Here is a 15,165-nt window from a genome sequence, read left to right on the forward strand (position 1 = left end):
GAATGTGAATGATCTACGCTCGGCGCAATCAGCATCTTCAAAAAGTCGGCTATTCTAACAGCTTCTGGCTTTTAATGCAATTTACTTAGATTTTCTCTACTTTTTCAACCACATCAACTAAAGTCCATGACTTAGTTTTTGAGATTGGACGCGTTTCTTTGATGCGGACAAGGTCGCCTTGTTGGCAAACATTGTTTTCATCATGGGCTTTAATTTTTGTAGAACGACGAAGCTGTTTGCCATACAAAGGATGACGAACAAGACGCTCAATCAAAACCGTGATGGACTTGTCCATCTTGTCGCTGACAACTCTTCCTGTCAATACGCTAGTGTTGGTAGTTGCTTGATCGTTATCGCTCATGAGTCGCCTCGTTGTTTCTCGTTAATCAAAGTCTGAATCTGAGCAATCGTACGACGATTGACTCTGACTTCATGGGTATTCCCCAACTGACCAGTTGCTTTAGCCATACGAATACGGAAAGCATCAAGTTGCTTTTCATCAAGTAACTGGGTCAGTTCTTCTAATGATTTATCACGTAATTCACTGATCTTCATTACATTATCGTCCGCTTAACAATGGTAGTTTTAAAGGGCAGTTTTGCTGCAGCAAGCGTTAAGGCTTCGCGAGCAAGCTCTTCTGAGACCCCTTCAATTTCATATAGCACTTTACCAGGTTTGACTTCGCATACCCAATATTCTACAGGACCTTTACCTTTACCCATACGCACTTCTAATGGTTTTTTAGAAATAGGCTTGTCTGGGAATACGCGAATCCAAATCTTACCACCACGCTTAATTTTACGAGTAATGGTACGACGTGCTGCTTCAATTTGACGCGCTGTCATACGACCGCGAGTCAAAGATTTTAGACCAATTTGTCCGAATGCAACGGTGCTTCCACGATGAGCTAGCCCAGTGTTACGACCTTTCTGCATTTTACGAAACTTGGTACGTTTTGGCTGTAACATAGTTTAACCTCTGTCTGAGTTTCGACGGTTTCCACGACCACGGCGTTTTGGCGCACGAGGCTTATCTTCATTGACGGGATTGTATACGCTGTTCATACCGTCAAGTATTTCGCCACGGAAAATCCAAACTTTTACACCGATGGTGCCGTAAGTCGTTTCCGCACGTATTGACGCATAGTCAATATCAGCACGGAACGTATGCAGTGGCACACGACCTTCACGGTACCATTCAGTACGAGCAATCTCAGCACCGCCAAGACGGCCAGACAGCTCAACTTTAATACCTTTAGCACCAGAACGCATGCTGTTTTGTACGGCGCGCTTCATCGCACGACGGAACATAACACGGCGTTCAAGCTGGCTTCCGATACCGTCTGCTACCAGACGAGCATCAAGGTCAGGAGATGTGATTTCTTCAATGTTGACCTGAGCGGGTACGCCCATCATTTTGGTCAATTCTTTTTGAAGTCTTTCGATATCTTCGCCTTTCTTACCGATAACGATACCAGGACGCGCGGTGGCGATGGTAATCTTAGCGGCACCAGTAGGACGTTCAATCATGATATTGCTGATCATCGCTTTATCTAGCTTTTTACGTAGATATTCGCGTACTTGAATGTCGTTAATTAGGTATTCTGAGTATTGTTTAGGATTAGCATACCAGTTTGCGTTATGCTTTTTGACAATACCAAGACGAATTCCGATTGGATGTACTTTTTGACCCATAACTTATTCTCCTACCTTTATAGTAATGTGACAGGTACGCTTACTTATACGGTCAGCGCGACCTTTAGCACGTGGTAGGATACGCTTTAGCGTGATGCCTTCATCGACATAGATGGTTGAGACTTTTAGGTCATCAATATCTACACCATGATTATGTTCGGCATTGGCGATGGCTGAGTTAAGGCATTTCTTAACAAACACAGCGCCTTTTTTATTGCTATACGTCAGGATATCCAAAGCACGCTCAATAGATTTGCCACGAACTTCATCAGCAACGAGTCTAACTTTTTGTGCCGATATGGCGGCACCGCGTAATTTTGCAGTTACTTCCATGGTGAGCACCTTATTTCTTAGCTTTTCTGTCAATGCCATGACCACGATACGTACGAGTCGGAGCAAATTCACCTAGTTTATGACCAACCATCTGTTCGCTTACGATAACCGGTACATGAGTACGGCCATTGTGAACAGATAAAGTCAGGCCAACCATTTGGGGCAGAATCATTGAGCGGCGCGACCAAGTTTTAATGGGTTTGCGTGAGTTGGTATCTAATGCTTTCTCAACTTTGGCAAACAGGTGCGCGTCTATGAATGGACCTTTTTTCAATGAACGAGGCATGAAATTCTTCCTTATTTCTTCTTGGCGCGACGGCGACGGATGATCATACTGTCAGTACGCTTATTATGACGCGTTTTAAGTCCTTTAGACTTCTGACCCCAAGGGCTGGTTGGATGACGACCTTTAACACGACCTTCACCACCACCATGTGGGTGATCAACAGGGTTCATCGCCACACCGCGAACGGCAGGACGAATACCACGCCAACGTGAAGCACCGGCTTTACCAAGTGATTTCAAGTTGTTTTCAGTATTAGAGACTTCACCAATAACAGCACGGCAATTGACGTGTACGCGGCGAGTTTCGCCAGAACGTAAACGAAGAATCGCATAAATACCGTCACGACCTAATAACTGAACGCTTGCACCCGCTGAACGAGCAATCTGTGCACCTTTACCGATTTTAAGTTCGATATTATGGATCACAGTACCCAATGGAATGTTTTTAAGCGGTAGACAGTTACCTGGACGAATTGGAGACGCTTCACCTGATAATACTGTATCACCAACTGCTTGCTTCTTAGCAGCGATAATGTAACGACGCTCGCCATCAGCATACTTAAGCAAGGCAATATGTGCAGTACGGTTAGGATCGTATTCAATACGTTCTACAGTTGCTGGAATATTGTCTTTGGTGCGTTTGAAGTCGACAATACGGTAATGATGCTTATGACCGCCGCCAATATGACGGGTAGTAATGCGGCCATTATTGTTACGACCACCTGACTTGCTTTTTGATTCTAGAAGTGCTGTAAACGGACGACCTTTATACAGGTGTGGATGCACTACTTTTTCAACAAAACGACGGCCTGGTGATGTTGGCTTTGCTTTTACGATAGGCATGAGTGTTATCCTTATTCGTTGTTCGCTGTTTCACTAGTAGAAGCAGTAGTATCAACTACCTCTTCACCAGCATCAGCCATTTGTACATCATGACCAGCTTTTAGGGTGACATAGGCTTTTTTATAATCATTACGACGGCCGATGTTTTTACCAAAACGCTTTGTCTTACCTTTAACATTCAAAGTGTTTACTTTAATGACTTCAACACCTTCAAACATTAACTCAACTGCTTTTTTGACTTCTAACTTAGTAGCATTAGTATCGATTTTGAATACTTGCACACCAAGTGAGTCACCGAGCATCTGAGATTTTTCTGAGAATACAGGCCCTCTTAAGACCTGATAAAGTCTTGCGTTGTTCATGCTAGTGCTTCCTCAAATTGTTTCGCAGCTTCGACTGACATGATCACTTTATCAAAAGCGATCAAGCTCACTGGATCCACTTCGTTTGTACCAAGTACATTGACGTGTGGAATATTGCGGGCAGCTAAGTATAAGTTCTCATCAACGTCTTTAGTAATGATTAATGCACGAGGTGCATTTAATTCATTTAACTTCGCGATCAGCTCTTTGGTCTTAGGTGCAGAAAGAGTCAAGTCTTCAACCAAAATTAATCGCTCTTGACGTATTAATTCGGCTAGGATGCACTGCATAGCACCGCGATACATTTTGCGGTTAACTTTCTGTGACCAATCTTGTGGTTTTGCCGCGAATGTGCGACCGCCCCCACGCCAGATTGGACTACGAATAGAGCCTGCCCGAGCGCGACCAGTACCTTTCTGACGCCATGGCTTGATGCCACCGCCTGAAACTTCGGCACGGGTTTTTTGTGCACGTGTACCTTGGCGAGCACCAGCAAGATATGCGGTGACGACTTGATGCACTAATGCTTCGTTGAATTCACGACCGAAAGCCGTATCAGAAAGCTCAACCGCCGCCCCTGTAACTGTTTTTAAATCCACGTTAATCCCCTTGCTTAGGCTTTGATTGACGGACGTACGATGACATCGCCACCGGTGGCGCCTGGGATAGCACCCTTGATGACAAGTAATCCTTTTTCGGCATCAACCGAGACCACTTCTAGGCCTTGAACTGTGACACGCTTATTACCCATCTGACCTGGCATCTTTTTGCCTTTGAACACTTTACCTGGTGACTGGTTTTGACCAGTAGAACCTAGGGCACGGTGAGACACTGAGTTACCATGGGTGGCATCTTGCATGCTAAAGTTATGACGCTTTACGCCGCCTTGAAAGCCTTTACCTTTACTCTGTCCTGTGACATCGACTATCTGACCTTCTTCGAATAGGTCAGCTAGGATATCACCACCAATTTCGCGTCCTTCAAGATCGCTTTCATTGGCACGAAATTCCCAAACACCACGACCGGCTTTAACGCCAGCTTTTGCGAAATGACCTTTTTGTGCTGCGGTTACGCGGCTGTCACGACGAGTACCTGTGGTAATTTGAATGGCTTGATAGCCATCAACATCAGTATTCTTTAATTGAGTAATGCGGTTTGCATCGACCTCAATCACTGTTACAGGGATAGACGCGCCTGCTTCAGTGAAGACACGGGTCATGCCGCATTTTTTACCGACTAAACCGATCGCCATATTAAACCTCTTTATATCTTCTATTAATGGATTGGGCGTTTAATGTGCATTAACCCAAAGCAATTTGAACGTCAACGCCGGCCGCTAAGTCTAACTTCATTAACGCGTCCACAGTTTTGTCAGTAGGCTGAACGATGTCAACCATACGCTTATGAGTACGGATTTCGTACTGGTCACGAGCATCTTTATTGACGTGTGGAGAGGTTAGAACGTTGAAGCGCTCAATGCGAGTCGGCAACGGTACAGGACCACAAACTTGCGCACCAGTGCGCTTTGCAGTATCGACAATCTCTTGTGCAGATTGATCAATCAGACGATGATCAAAAGACTTGAGTCGGATACGGATTCTCTGGTTAGCCATGCCAGCAAGCTCCTAATATGTGCTTTCGTCATTCTTGCGCTGCAAGGTGATGATCAAAAGCCGTTTGGTTAGAGATTCACTTCAAGCGGCCTTCTGTTCTTCATTAGAACGTGTTCTTTGTCAGAACCAGCAGCGTGCTAAAAGCAAAATAGTTTAAAGCCCCGCCGACTCTCCTAATTATATGGATGTCAGCAAAGGCATAATGAAATAGTGCTAGAAACGATGCTCTAGCTGTATTAGCGCCAGCTGTTTACTTGGCCGCGCTTATAATTCAGTAGTATATATTATACAGGGTATTTTGATGATTGCAAGAGAAATATTTGCAAGAACTTGAGGGCTTTAGGCCATATAAAGAGGCTTATTGCTAACTTTAGACCGCAATAAACTGTATTTTTTGTCGATAAAAATCAGTCTAAAACATCCGCTAATCCAGCACAATATCATATTGTTCTTGGGTATAAAGGCTTTCTACTTCAAAAGTAACGACGCGACCTAGTAGGTACTCTAAATCTGCGACTGTATCTGCCTCTGACGTTAATAATAAATCAATGACAGCCGTATGAGCCACGACGGTGAACGTCTTAGGAGAGTTATAAGTGCGCGCGCAGCGCATGATCTCGCGGAATATCTCAAAACAGATGGTCTCAGCGGTTTTAACAAAGCCGCGACCTTGACAAGTCGAGCACGGCTCACACAATTGCTGCCCTAGCGATTCACGGGTACGCTTACGGGTCATCTCAACCAAGCCCAATTCACTGACTTGCGTGATATTGGATTTGGCATAATCCTGCGTTAGCTGGGTTTTCAGGCTCTCTAGCACATCATCTTTATGCGGTTGCTCAAGCATATCGATAAAATCTAGAATGATTATCCCGCCCAAATTGCGCAAGCGCAGTTGACGAGCGATAGCATGGGTGGCCTCTAAATTGGTTTTATAAACCGTATCTTCTAAAGAGCGACCACCAACGAAAGAGCCTGTATTGACATCAATGGTAGTCATGGCTTCGGTTTGGTCAATAATCAAATAGCCGCCAGACTTTAGATCCACGCGGCGTTTGAGCGCATCAAGTAAATCTTCTTCCACACGGTGCACATCAAATAATGACTGTTCTGCAGTATAGTGCACGATACGATCGTAAATAAAAGGCACGAACTCTTTGGCAAAATGCCGTATTTGCTCATAAACCTGGGTGTTATCAACGATGACCTTTTCGGTATCAGCATGAACTAAGTCACGAATAGAGCGTAGCGGTAATGACAGCTCTTGATAAATGAGCTCTGAGCTTTGATTGTGTTTAGTCTCTTGGCGGCGCGCGCAAATAGTGCACCAAAGTTGCAGTAGATAATAGATATCTTCTTCGAGCTTATCGACTGGTACGCGCTCAGCTGCAGTACGGGCAATCAAGCCGCCTTGAAGGTTAACCGTTTGCATGAGACTGCTAAGTTCATTTTTTAGGCGCGTCCGCTCTTCACTACCATCAATACGTTGGGAGATACCAATATGATCACTTGATGGCAAATATACCAAATAGCGCGATGGCAATGACACATTGGTAGTCAGCCGTGCGCCTTTACTGCCCAACTGATCTTTGGTTACTTGCACTAATATACGTTGACTTTCGTGCAGCCGATGTTGGATTAGGCTTTTACTCGCAGTAGCGATGATCTCGTCGGTGCTTTGCGCGCTTACAACTGGCGGTGTCACTGCCAGATTAGCAGCAGATATACTGACAGGCTTTTCATCGGTAGCGTCAACTGTTTTATTATTGCTATTGGCTCGCGGACGCGGTTCACGCTGCATATCATTGACATGCAAAAATGCTGTGCGTGACTGGCCAATATCGACAAAGGCCGCTTGCATCCCTGGTAGGACGCGTACTACCGTACCCAAATATATATTACCCACCAAACCCAGCTTATGGTGACGCTCAATATAAACTTCGCCCAGCACACCATTATCTAAGACTGCCACACGGGATTCCATCGGACTGACATTGATCAGCAGCTCTTCAGACATAGTGCCTCTTCTCTTATTATCATTGTGCTCATTAATTGTTACTAACCTAATCGCATCACAGTGTAGCAAACCCATTATAACTCTGCCCACCATCCTGCCGTGTCATTATGTGTCTTATATTTTAGTTTCGCACTTATTATTTCCGTGCTTATATCTGGGCAGGTTTGTGTTCTTGCTTTTTTATTTGTCGTTGGGGTTATTGATTACGTGATTAGTTGCTTGGTTAATTAAAGCTAAGGTCTGGGCTAAGGGCAAACCGACGACATTAGTGTAGCTGCCATTGATACGCGTGACCCAAGCAGCGGCTAAACCTTGAATACCATAGCCACCGGCTTTATCAGCAGGCTCACCACTGTCCCAATAATTTGCCATCATATTGGCCGTTAACGGCACAAAAGTGACATCAGTGCGCTCAAGAATTTGCTGCTGTCCGGCTGCTTGTAAAACCTTATCCCCATCATTTGCAGACGATACTACTAAATGTGTTACTTTCGTCACTTGTACAGCAGTCCATACTTGATGGCTGTTATTAGACATTTGCTGCCACATGCTATACGCATGCTCGCGGTCGGTTGGTTTGACCAATACGGTCTTGCCATCGGGCAGTACGCCAATAGTATCTGCTGTCAGAATAATAAAGGGGTCGGAAAATTTAGATGATTTGATCTGGTCGTTTTTATAGCAGGCATTTAACTGTTTGATTGCGGCCGTAGCTTTACTGACAACCATACGCTGAATATAATTTTTTGGGTGCTCATCTTCATACGGCGTTTCATCGATATCGACGCTGATGGTGCTAAATTCTAACTGCGCGGTAGCCAGCAGTTCACGGCGACGCGGCGAACCGGAAGCTAATATGATGTCCATCATTATTCTCTTACCTTAATGGGTGTTTGATAGGGTGAATCTGTGTAATACCAGCAATACTAGTGGCCAGATTATAGTGCTCGTTAATAGGGATAAGCCTGATTGGGTGACCACTATATTTTGGGTTATTAGCTGTAGTAGCCATAAACTTAGCACAAAAGCGCTTAATCCCAATGAAGCCATAAACCAAGCACTGACGATATTTGACGGCTGGATATAAAGAGCAGCAATCTTAATGACCAAAGTCACTACTACCGCCGCAAAGGCTTGCTGACCTAAGCGGGTATCCATCAGAAAATCGGCAAGCAGACCAATAGTAAAGGCACTAAAGATACCGACATAGCGCGGCTGAAACAGCAACCAAAAAATGAGCACCATAATCATCATCATTGGGCGTAAGGTCGCCGTATTAGGACTGAATGGATAGACATTGAGCGCGGAGGCGATGACAAAGCTGATAATAATAGCCAGCGGCAACATGCCAGTGGCGTGCTCAGCGTTAAGACGGTTCATGAATGTCTGCCTTGTCATTCACAGCAGGCAGCAATAAAGGGGAATCATTATCAGCCTCTATTGGTTCATTTTGTGTCTGCTCTTGCAGTTTATCTTGTAAGATTAAGACAAAGTTATTATCAATAAAATTGGCTGCAGGTGCGACTTCAATGCTTCTAAAATTATCCGCTTGGGTGTTTTTGATACGATTAACCCGCCCGACAGGGTAGCCTGCCGGAATTCGACCACCAAGACCGGAGGAAATGAGCTCATCGCCTACCCGTACATCCGAGCTTTTGAACACATAATTGAGATGCAGTGACGTCGGTAAGCCCTCACCGCTGACAATCGCCCGTTGACCGGTACGCTTAATCATTACTGACACCGATTGCTGCTCATCAGTAATCAGCATCAAGCGACTGGTATTGGGATAGACGGTTATAATTTGACCCAAAATACCAGCTTCATCAATGACCGTCTGACCGACTCGCACCCCATTTTTTGCGCCTTTATTCAGTACGACAATCTGCTTAAGAACATTGCTGTCCGTACCGATAACTTGTGCCAAATTTAAATCGTACTGCTCAGAAGTACTGGTCGACAAGATACCTTTTAAACGCGCATTTTGTGCCAAAATATAATCTTGCTGCTGAAGCTGGGCTTGGGCAAGAATCAGTTGCGACTTTAGCTGAACATTTTCGCGGCGCAAGGCTTCTTTTGATTGCGTGCGCCCACTCACCCAGTATTTAGCATGACTGGGCAACAGCGAAAACTCGTAAATAGGCTGCTTGGCGGCGTGACTGGTGTTGCGTAGGGGCTTGAACCATTCTGGATTTTTGCTATCCACCCACATCAGTATCAGCGCCACTATCAGTACAATAACCGTCATTCGTAGTGCTAATGGCTGGCGGGCAAACATACTTGGCGTCATAAGAGTTCTAATTTGATTGAGACTAAGCGCTAGGGTCAAAAACGTCGAATAGTAGTAAACGCTTATAAGTCGTAAATGCTTATTAGTAATGAAAGCCTATAAACAATAGCACTTATACAAAAATCATCTCAAAGCTTTTATTATTGATAAGTTCCAACGCTTTACCAGCGCCACGGCTGACACAAGTTAGCGGATCTTCGGCGACGCTCACTGGCAATCCAGTTTCTTTCGAGATCAATTTATCCAAATCTCGTAATAAAGCCCCGCCGCCAGTTAGGACAATACCACGCTCAGCGATATCTGATGACAGTTCAGGCGGCGTCTGCTCCAATGCTGATTTTATAGCATTGATAATATCGCCTAATGGAACGCTCAAGGCTTGTTGAATCTCAGCTGAATTGACAGTAAAAGTCTTAGGTACCCCTTCTGCCATGCTACGACCCCGAACTTCTACCTCTAGCTGACTGTCTTCATTAAGAAGAGCCAACCCCACTTCTTGCTTAATGCGTTCAGCAGTCGTTTCACCAATCACGCAGCCATGGGTACGACGCATGTGCGTGATGATAGCGTCATCCAATATATCGCCGCCGCTACGAATCGAATCGGCATAGACGCAGCCCGATAGCGCAATGACTGCAATCTCAGTAGTACCACCGCCAATATCGACTATCATTGAGCCACTCGCTTCATGGACGGGTAAACCTGCACCAAGCGCGGCTGCCATAGGCTCTTCAATCAAGAACACCTTACTCGCCCCTGCCGATCTCACCGCTACCCGAATGGCTTTACGCTCGACCAAGGTTGATTTGCATGGTACACAAACCACCACTTTGGGCGGCGCTAAAAAACGCTTGGCTTTTGCTTTGGCAATGAAATGCTTGAGCATCTGTTGCGTCACTTCAAAGTCGCCAATTACGCCGTCTTTCAATGGTCGGATAGCAGTAATATTAGCAGGAGTTCGACCTAGCATTTGCTTGGCATCAGCACCTAAGGCGGCAACGGTAGAGTTTTGGGTATGAGTAGTGCGTAGGGCAACGACGGTAGGCTCATTGAGTACCACGCCTTTATCAGGAATAAAGATTAAGGTATTTGCAGTACCAAGGTCGATTGCGATATTATTTGATAAAAATCCAAACAGGTTCATGACTAATATATCCAGCGTCTTATAAAAATAACAAATAGGGTAAATAAAGCAAACAAGGCGAATAAGAGAACTGCACGATCAATTGAGCCTAAACGATAAGGCCAAAAACGGACTAAATTATACCGATTTAGCTCGAAAAAACATAGGTATTTACAGGCGTAAGTACAGAGTCTGGTCTTAACGACTAGAACTCGTTACAAACGCTGCGAGGGAAAGGCGTCAGATCACATGACAGCCACTAACCTATGTTAATTGATAATATGCTAATTAATATATAGTAAGAAACCATAATCACTGCTCGTATGAAAAAGTACCTAATATTTTCACTGAGTCGCGGGCGCTTACTGTAACGTATATCATGACTTAATAGGTAAACGATTGATAATAAATCAATCATTGGGTCTTCATTTGATGCTTCATTATTACGCTCTACCCCTACTCAACTGCGATTATGCAGTAATCGAACGTCACGCTCTGTAAACTTGGGTCAGATGCTTTATAATAAGCCGCTAACTGTTTTAAAATGGTTATGAGCGAGTGACCCTTTTTTTATTTAATAAAATGCCTGTTTCTGAGTTCTAAGTCCTAAATTATAATAAACACTGTCCTGCACTGGAGAAATTATGTCACAACAAACGCCCGCGACTGACAGTAGCGTCAGCCGCCACGAAATCCTCGAAGTTGCCAGCCTAGCGCGTTTAGGTGTCGATGAAGATACGGCTGATAGGTACGCCAATGACATCAGCAAAGTGTTAACTTTGATGCATACCTTAGCCGGAGTTGATACCACTAGCTTGACCCCATTAGCTAATATTCATGAAGCGTGCCAAGACTTGCGAGCTGACGTTGCCAAACATGATATCAATCGTGAGCGCAATCAAGCAGTCGCGCCAGCCGTTGAGCAAGGCTTATATCTCGTGCCACAAGTAATTGAATAGCTTTCATTATTAAGCACATTTTTACTGAGCACACTTTTAATAGCCAGATTGTTACCCCATAGCGTGAAAAGTCGCTATCAGGCTTTTTCTTATTTTACGCAGTTAATATTTTGACGGACGACCCCTTATGTCTGAACTTCATCATTTAAGTACCCAGCAACTCATTACAGGTTTGCAAGCCAAACAATTTAGCAGCCTAGATTTGACTGAACATTTTATCAAGCGCATTGACGCTTTAGATAGCAAGATTAACAGCTTTATCACTCATACCTCTGAGACCGCACGGGCACAGGCACAAGCAGCGGATGAGATGCGCGCGCAAGGCGATAAGCGCCCGCTACTTGGTGTGCCGATGGCGCATAAAGATATCTTTTGTACCCAAGGCGTGTTGACTACTTGTGGCTCCAAAATGCTGCATAACTTTGTGTCGCCATATAGCGCCACTATCGTCACTAATATCGATAAAGCGGGCATGATTAGCCTTGGTAAACTCAATATGGATGAGTTTGCTATGGGTTCGGACAGCAGCAGCTCTTATTATGGCGCGGTTCACAATCCTTGGAATCTTGAGCATGTTCCTGGTGGATCATCAGGTGGTAGTGCTTCGGCAATAGCGGCAGGTTTTATTCCACTTGCAACCGCCAGTGATACCGGCGGCTCTATTCGCCAGCCAGCATCGTTTTGCGGCTTGACCGGTATTAAACCCACTTATGGCCGTGTGTCGCGCTTTGGGATGATTGCTTACGCCTCAAGCCTCGACCAAGCGGGTAGCTTGGGTCGTAGCGCCAAAGATTGCGCTTATCTATTACAGCCGATGATTGGTCATGACCCACGTGATGCGACCTCTATCAAACATGATATGCCTAACTACGTGCAAGATATCAATGAAGCTGAAGCGCAAGCTGGTGATAAACCACTTGCTGGTCTACGCATTGGTGTGGCAAAAGAATACTTCAGTGAAGGGCTGAATGCTGAGGTCGATCAATTGGTACGTGCCGCATTGCAGCAGTATGAAGATCTTGGCGCAACGGTTGTGGAAGTCAATATTACTGACCCTGAGATTACCCTTGCGACTTACTACATGCTGGCTCCTGCTGAAGCGTCGTCAAACCTTTCGCGCTTTGATGGCGTGCGTTTTGGCTACCGTTGTGACAATCCAAAAGACTTAATCGACTTATATACCCGCTCACGCTCTGAAGGCTTTGGCCCTGAAGTACAGCGCCGCATCTTGATGGGCACTTATTCCCTATCCGCCGGTTACTTCGATGCTTACTATATTAAAGCCCAAAAGATTCGCCGTTTAATTATCAAAGACTTTGATGATGCTTTTGCCCATTGCGATGTGATTGCCAGTCCAACAGCACCAACAGCTGCCTATAAGCTTAGCGAAAACTTAGATCCTGCCACGATGTATCTGGGCGACGTTTATACCATTGGCGTCAACCTTGCCGGTCTGCCAGCCCTTAGTCAACCTGTGGGCTTGACCGCTGCTGGTCTACCTGTTGGTCTGCAACTGATCGGACAGCATTGGCAAGAAAGCAAACTGCTTACCACTGCGCATTTGTTCCAGCAGCGTACCGATCATCATCTACAACACTCTGCTATCGCTAAGGAGACCGTATAATGAACGCAACAACAGTAACTGATACCGTTCGCAACGATATTGTCCGCCAAGAGCTTATGGTCGATGGCTATGAAGTGGTCATTGGTATTGAGATTCACTGCCAGCTTAATACTGACAGTAAAATATTCTCAAGCGCGCCGACCGACTTCGGTCATGAGCCTAATACACAAGCCAGTATCGTCGATTTGGGCTTGCCGGGTGTGTTACCTGTCCTCAATAGCGGTGTGGTAGAACGCGCCCTAAAATTTGGTATTGGCGTTGATGCTGAGCTGGGACTGTTCAATACTTTTGACCGTAAAAACTACTTTTATCCTGATTTGCCAAAAGGCTATCAAATCACCCAAATGGCCAACCCTATCGTTGGGCCTGGCCATATCGATGTGGTGGTCAATGAAGGCGATAAAAACGAATATCCCAAACGTATGGGCATCACTCGTGCGCACTTAGAAGAAGATGCGGGCAAGTCAGTACATGATGCGGTTGATGGTATGACGGGCGTCGACCTTAACCGCGCTGGCACGCCACTGATTGAGATTGTCTCTGAACCTGACATGCGTTCAGCACATGAAGCCCTTGCCTATATCAAAGCTATTCACCAGCTGGTGACATGGTTGGGTATCTCTGATGCCATCATGGCAGAAGGCTCATTCCGCTGTGACTGTAACGTTTCTGTACGCAAGCCGGGAGCGGACTTGGGGACACGTACTGAGCTAAAAAACTTGAACTCGTTCCGCAGTATCGAGCGCGCCATCAATCGTGAGATCGAGCGTCAAATCGACGTTATCGAAGAAGGCGGCAAAATCATTCAAGCGACCATGCTTTATGATCTCGAGAAAGACGAAACCCGCGCTATGCGCACTAAGGAAGAAGCCAACGACTATCGCTACTTCCCTGATCCTGACTTGCTACCCGTGCGTATTGAGCAACATACTGTCGATACTATTAGAGCGGCAATGCCTGAATTACCAGTAGCACGCCGTGCGCGCTTAGAGAGTGAGCTTGAGCTATCAGAATACGATGCCCGTATCTTAACCGGTAGCCGTCATTTGGCTAATTATTTCGAAGCCGTGGTTAGTGAAGTCGGTCAGCAACATGCTAAGATTGCCGCTAACTGGGTCATGGGCGATTTACTTGGTGCACTGAATAAAGACGATAAAGACATCATCGACTCGCCCATTAGTGCCAAGCAATTGGCTGGCATGCTAAAGCGTATCTTTGATGATACCCTATCCGGTAAGCTTGCCAAAAAAGTATTTAGCGCCCTGTATGAGCGCGAAGGTGGCGATACTGATGATGCCGCTGATCAAATCATTGAAGCTAAAGGTCTCAAGCAAGAAACCGATACCGGTGCTATCAAAGCCATCGTTGAAGAAGTGATTGCTAACAATGCAGCTATGGTTGAAGAGTATCGCGGCGGTAAGCAAAAGGCCTTTAATGGCCTAGTCGGTCAAGTGATGAAAGCCAGTCGCGGTAGTGCCAATCCGCAACAGGTCAACCAAACCCTAAAAGAGTTATTGGACTAGTTGTTATCGGCGATATATTAGACTGGCTAGGCTAAGTAAAGTCTCACGGCAAGCACGGAAATAATTAACCCTTGCAATATGTGCGATTTTGCGTAAAATAGTCAGTCATTCGGGGCGTAGCGCAGTCTGGTAGCGCACTACACTGGGGGTGTAGGGGTCGCAGGTTCAAATCCTGCCGTTCCGACCAAACATAGATATAGGGTTAGCCGTCATAGACCGCTAGCCCTTTATTTTGGGCGTTTTTTGGGTTTCACTGTTCTATAGGTCTATGGCGAACCATATAGAATGTTGGTATTATTGTTGGTATCGAAGTATTTTTACATGGACAATACCAACAAAGGATAGAACCATGCCCCTAACCCATACAGGTATCAACAAGCTACAGCCTAGCCCCACCTCTATTGAAACAAAACGACCTGATATGAACCGCCCCGGTATTGTCGGAGACTCAACAATCTGAGAGAATACGACAATGAAAACACGAAACTACACTCCCGAG

19 protein-coding genes and 1 tRNA gene are annotated in these 15,165 nt (G+C 45.4%); 4 read left to right on the top strand and 16 right to left on the bottom strand.

Annotation, left to right across the window (positions count from 1 at the left end; translation table 11 throughout):
* Positions 1 to 85: 85 nt before the first annotated feature.
* From rpsQ to JMY06_RS08350, 16 genes are all read right to left on the bottom strand, one after another.
* Positions 86 to 361 carry a 30S ribosomal protein S17 gene (rpsQ, locus tag JMY06_RS08275; protein WP_201527807.1) on the bottom strand — a complete coding sequence of 92 codons (276 nt, stop codon included), beginning with the start codon at positions 359 to 361 and terminating at the stop codon, positions 86 to 88.
* Positions 358 to 555 (bottom strand): 50S ribosomal protein L29, encoded by a 198-nt coding sequence (rpmC, locus tag JMY06_RS08280; RefSeq protein ID WP_201527806.1) that lies wholly within the window; start codon positions 553 to 555, stop codon positions 358 to 360. The genes rpsQ and rpmC overlap by 4 nt, the downstream gene beginning before the upstream one ends.
* Complete coding sequence (gene rplP, locus JMY06_RS08285; protein WP_201527805.1) at positions 555 to 968, bottom strand: 50S ribosomal protein L16; 414 nt, start codon at positions 966 to 968, stop codon at positions 555 to 557. Before rplP ends, rpmC begins: the two co-directional genes overlap by 1 nt.
* 3 nt (positions 969 to 971) lie before the next feature.
* Complete coding sequence (rpsC, locus tag JMY06_RS08290; protein WP_201527804.1) at positions 972 to 1,694, bottom strand: 30S ribosomal protein S3; 723 nt, start codon at positions 1,692 to 1,694, stop codon at positions 972 to 974.
* A 3-nt stretch (positions 1,695 to 1,697) separates the two neighbouring features.
* Complete coding sequence (gene rplV, locus JMY06_RS08295) at positions 1,698 to 2,027, bottom strand: 50S ribosomal protein L22 (protein ID WP_201527802.1); 330 nt, start codon at positions 2,025 to 2,027, stop codon at positions 1,698 to 1,700.
* Positions 2,028 to 2,037: 10 nt separating this feature from the next.
* Positions 2,038 to 2,313 (bottom strand): 30S ribosomal protein S19, encoded by a 276-nt coding sequence (gene rpsS, locus JMY06_RS08300; RefSeq protein ID WP_079690993.1) that lies wholly within the window; start codon positions 2,311 to 2,313, stop codon positions 2,038 to 2,040.
* Between the two features lie 11 nt (positions 2,314 to 2,324).
* Positions 2,325 to 3,155, bottom strand: a complete 831-nt coding sequence (rplB, locus tag JMY06_RS08305) for a 50S ribosomal protein L2 (protein ID WP_201527800.1) — start codon at positions 3,153 to 3,155, stop codon at positions 2,325 to 2,327.
* An 11-nt stretch (positions 3,156 to 3,166) separates the two neighbouring features.
* Positions 3,167 to 3,517, bottom strand: coding sequence for a 50S ribosomal protein L23 (rplW, locus tag JMY06_RS08310; protein ID WP_201527798.1), 351 nt, complete (start codon positions 3,515 to 3,517; stop codon positions 3,167 to 3,169).
* Entirely contained in the window at positions 3,514 to 4,116 is a 603-nt protein-coding gene (gene rplD / locus JMY06_RS08315; RefSeq protein ID WP_201527796.1) for a 50S ribosomal protein L4, read from the bottom strand. The genes rplW and rplD overlap by 4 nt, the downstream gene beginning before the upstream one ends.
* Before the next feature lie 14 nt (positions 4,117 to 4,130).
* Positions 4,131 to 4,769, bottom strand: a complete 639-nt coding sequence (gene rplC, locus JMY06_RS08320; RefSeq protein WP_201527795.1) for a 50S ribosomal protein L3 — start codon at positions 4,767 to 4,769, stop codon at positions 4,131 to 4,133.
* A gap of 49 nt (positions 4,770 to 4,818) precedes the next feature.
* A complete protein-coding gene (rpsJ, locus tag JMY06_RS08325) occupies positions 4,819 to 5,130 on the bottom strand; it encodes a 30S ribosomal protein S10 (RefSeq protein WP_010196670.1) in 312 nt (103 codons plus the stop codon).
* Positions 5,131 to 5,554: 424 nt separating this feature from the next.
* Entirely contained in the window at positions 5,555 to 7,147 is a 1,593-nt protein-coding gene (locus JMY06_RS08330; protein ID WP_201617865.1) for an Rne/Rng family ribonuclease, read from the bottom strand.
* A 180-nt stretch (positions 7,148 to 7,327) separates the two neighbouring features.
* Positions 7,328 to 8,014 carry a Maf family protein gene (locus tag JMY06_RS08335; protein ID WP_201527843.1) on the bottom strand — a complete coding sequence of 229 codons (687 nt, stop codon included), beginning with the start codon at positions 8,012 to 8,014 and terminating at the stop codon, positions 7,328 to 7,330.
* Between the two features lie 15 nt (positions 8,015 to 8,029).
* Positions 8,030 to 8,527 carry a rod shape-determining protein MreD gene (gene mreD / locus JMY06_RS08340; protein WP_201617866.1) on the bottom strand — a complete coding sequence of 166 codons (498 nt, stop codon included), beginning with the start codon at positions 8,525 to 8,527 and terminating at the stop codon, positions 8,030 to 8,032.
* Positions 8,514 to 9,437, bottom strand: a complete 924-nt coding sequence (gene mreC, locus JMY06_RS08345; protein WP_201617867.1) for a rod shape-determining protein MreC — start codon at positions 9,435 to 9,437, stop codon at positions 8,514 to 8,516. The genes mreD and mreC overlap by 14 nt, the downstream gene beginning before the upstream one ends.
* A gap of 112 nt (positions 9,438 to 9,549) precedes the next feature.
* Positions 9,550 to 10,590, bottom strand: a complete 1,041-nt coding sequence (locus JMY06_RS08350; protein WP_201617874.1) for a rod shape-determining protein — start codon at positions 10,588 to 10,590, stop codon at positions 9,550 to 9,552.
* Positions 10,591 to 11,204: 614 nt separating this feature from the next.
* Between JMY06_RS08350 and gatC the strand changes: the two genes are divergently transcribed.
* The 4 genes from gatC to JMY06_RS08370 all read left to right on the top strand — a co-directional run bounded on the left by gatC (position 11,205) and on the right by JMY06_RS08370 (position 14,853).
* Complete coding sequence (gatC, locus tag JMY06_RS08355; RefSeq protein ID WP_201617868.1) at positions 11,205 to 11,519, top strand: Asp-tRNA(Asn)/Glu-tRNA(Gln) amidotransferase subunit GatC; 315 nt, start codon at positions 11,205 to 11,207, stop codon at positions 11,517 to 11,519.
* A 127-nt stretch (positions 11,520 to 11,646) separates the two neighbouring features.
* Positions 11,647 to 13,143 (top strand): Asp-tRNA(Asn)/Glu-tRNA(Gln) amidotransferase subunit GatA, encoded by a 1,497-nt coding sequence (gene gatA / locus JMY06_RS08360; RefSeq protein ID WP_201617869.1) that lies wholly within the window; start codon positions 11,647 to 11,649, stop codon positions 13,141 to 13,143.
* Positions 13,143 to 14,666, top strand: a complete 1,524-nt coding sequence (gatB, locus tag JMY06_RS08365) for an Asp-tRNA(Asn)/Glu-tRNA(Gln) amidotransferase subunit GatB (RefSeq protein ID WP_201617870.1) — start codon at positions 13,143 to 13,145, stop codon at positions 14,664 to 14,666. The genes gatA and gatB overlap by 1 nt, the downstream gene beginning before the upstream one ends.
* A 110-nt stretch (positions 14,667 to 14,776) precedes the next feature.
* Positions 14,777 to 14,853: transfer RNA gene (locus JMY06_RS08370), tRNA-Pro, on the top strand.
* Positions 14,854 to 15,165: the final 312 nt, after the last annotated feature.

Source organism: Psychrobacter urativorans (genome assembly GCF_904846675.1).
Classification (GTDB): Bacteria; Pseudomonadota; Gammaproteobacteria; order Pseudomonadales; family Moraxellaceae; genus Psychrobacter; species Psychrobacter urativorans_B.

Coding starts and splice junctions, on each gene's coding strand:
- rpsC (WP_201527804.1), bottom strand. CDS start 1,694: ATGGGTCAAAAAGTACATCCAATCGGAATTCGTCTTGGTATTGTCAAA.
- gatA (WP_201617869.1), top strand. CDS start 11,647: ATGTCTGAACTTCATCATTTAAGTACCCAGCAACTCATTACAGGTTTG.
- JMY06_RS08330 (WP_201617865.1), bottom strand. CDS start 7,147: ATGTCTGAAGAGCTGCTGATCAATGTCAGTCCGATGGAATCCCGTGTG.
- gatC (WP_201617868.1), top strand. CDS start 11,205: ATGTCACAACAAACGCCCGCGACTGACAGTAGCGTCAGCCGCCACGAA.
- mreC (WP_201617867.1), bottom strand. CDS start 9,437: ATGACGCCAAGTATGTTTGCCCGCCAGCCATTAGCACTACGAATGACG.
- rplC (WP_201527795.1), bottom strand. CDS start 4,769: ATGGCGATCGGTTTAGTCGGTAAAAAATGCGGCATGACCCGTGTCTTC.
- rpsS (WP_079690993.1), bottom strand. CDS start 2,313: ATGCCTCGTTCATTGAAAAAAGGTCCATTCATAGACGCGCACCTGTTT.
- JMY06_RS08335 (WP_201527843.1), bottom strand. CDS start 8,014: ATGGACATCATATTAGCTTCCGGTTCGCCGCGTCGCCGTGAACTGCTG.
- rpsJ (WP_010196670.1), bottom strand. CDS start 5,130: ATGGCTAACCAGAGAATCCGTATCCGACTCAAGTCTTTTGATCATCGT.
- rpmC (WP_201527806.1), bottom strand. CDS start 555: ATGAAGATCAGTGAATTACGTGATAAATCATTAGAAGAACTGACCCAG.
- rplW (WP_201527798.1), bottom strand. CDS start 3,517: ATGAACAACGCAAGACTTTATCAGGTCTTAAGAGGGCCTGTATTCTCA.
- rplB (WP_201527800.1), bottom strand. CDS start 3,155: ATGCCTATCGTAAAAGCAAAGCCAACATCACCAGGCCGTCGTTTTGTT.
- rplP (WP_201527805.1), bottom strand. CDS start 968: ATGTTACAGCCAAAACGTACCAAGTTTCGTAAAATGCAGAAAGGTCGT.
- rpsQ (WP_201527807.1), bottom strand. CDS start 361: ATGAGCGATAACGATCAAGCAACTACCAACACTAGCGTATTGACAGGA.
- mreD (WP_201617866.1), bottom strand. CDS start 8,527: ATGAACCGTCTTAACGCTGAGCACGCCACTGGCATGTTGCCGCTGGCT.
- gatB (WP_201617870.1), top strand. CDS start 13,143: ATGAACGCAACAACAGTAACTGATACCGTTCGCAACGATATTGTCCGC.
- rplV (WP_201527802.1), bottom strand. CDS start 2,027: ATGGAAGTAACTGCAAAATTACGCGGTGCCGCCATATCGGCACAAAAA.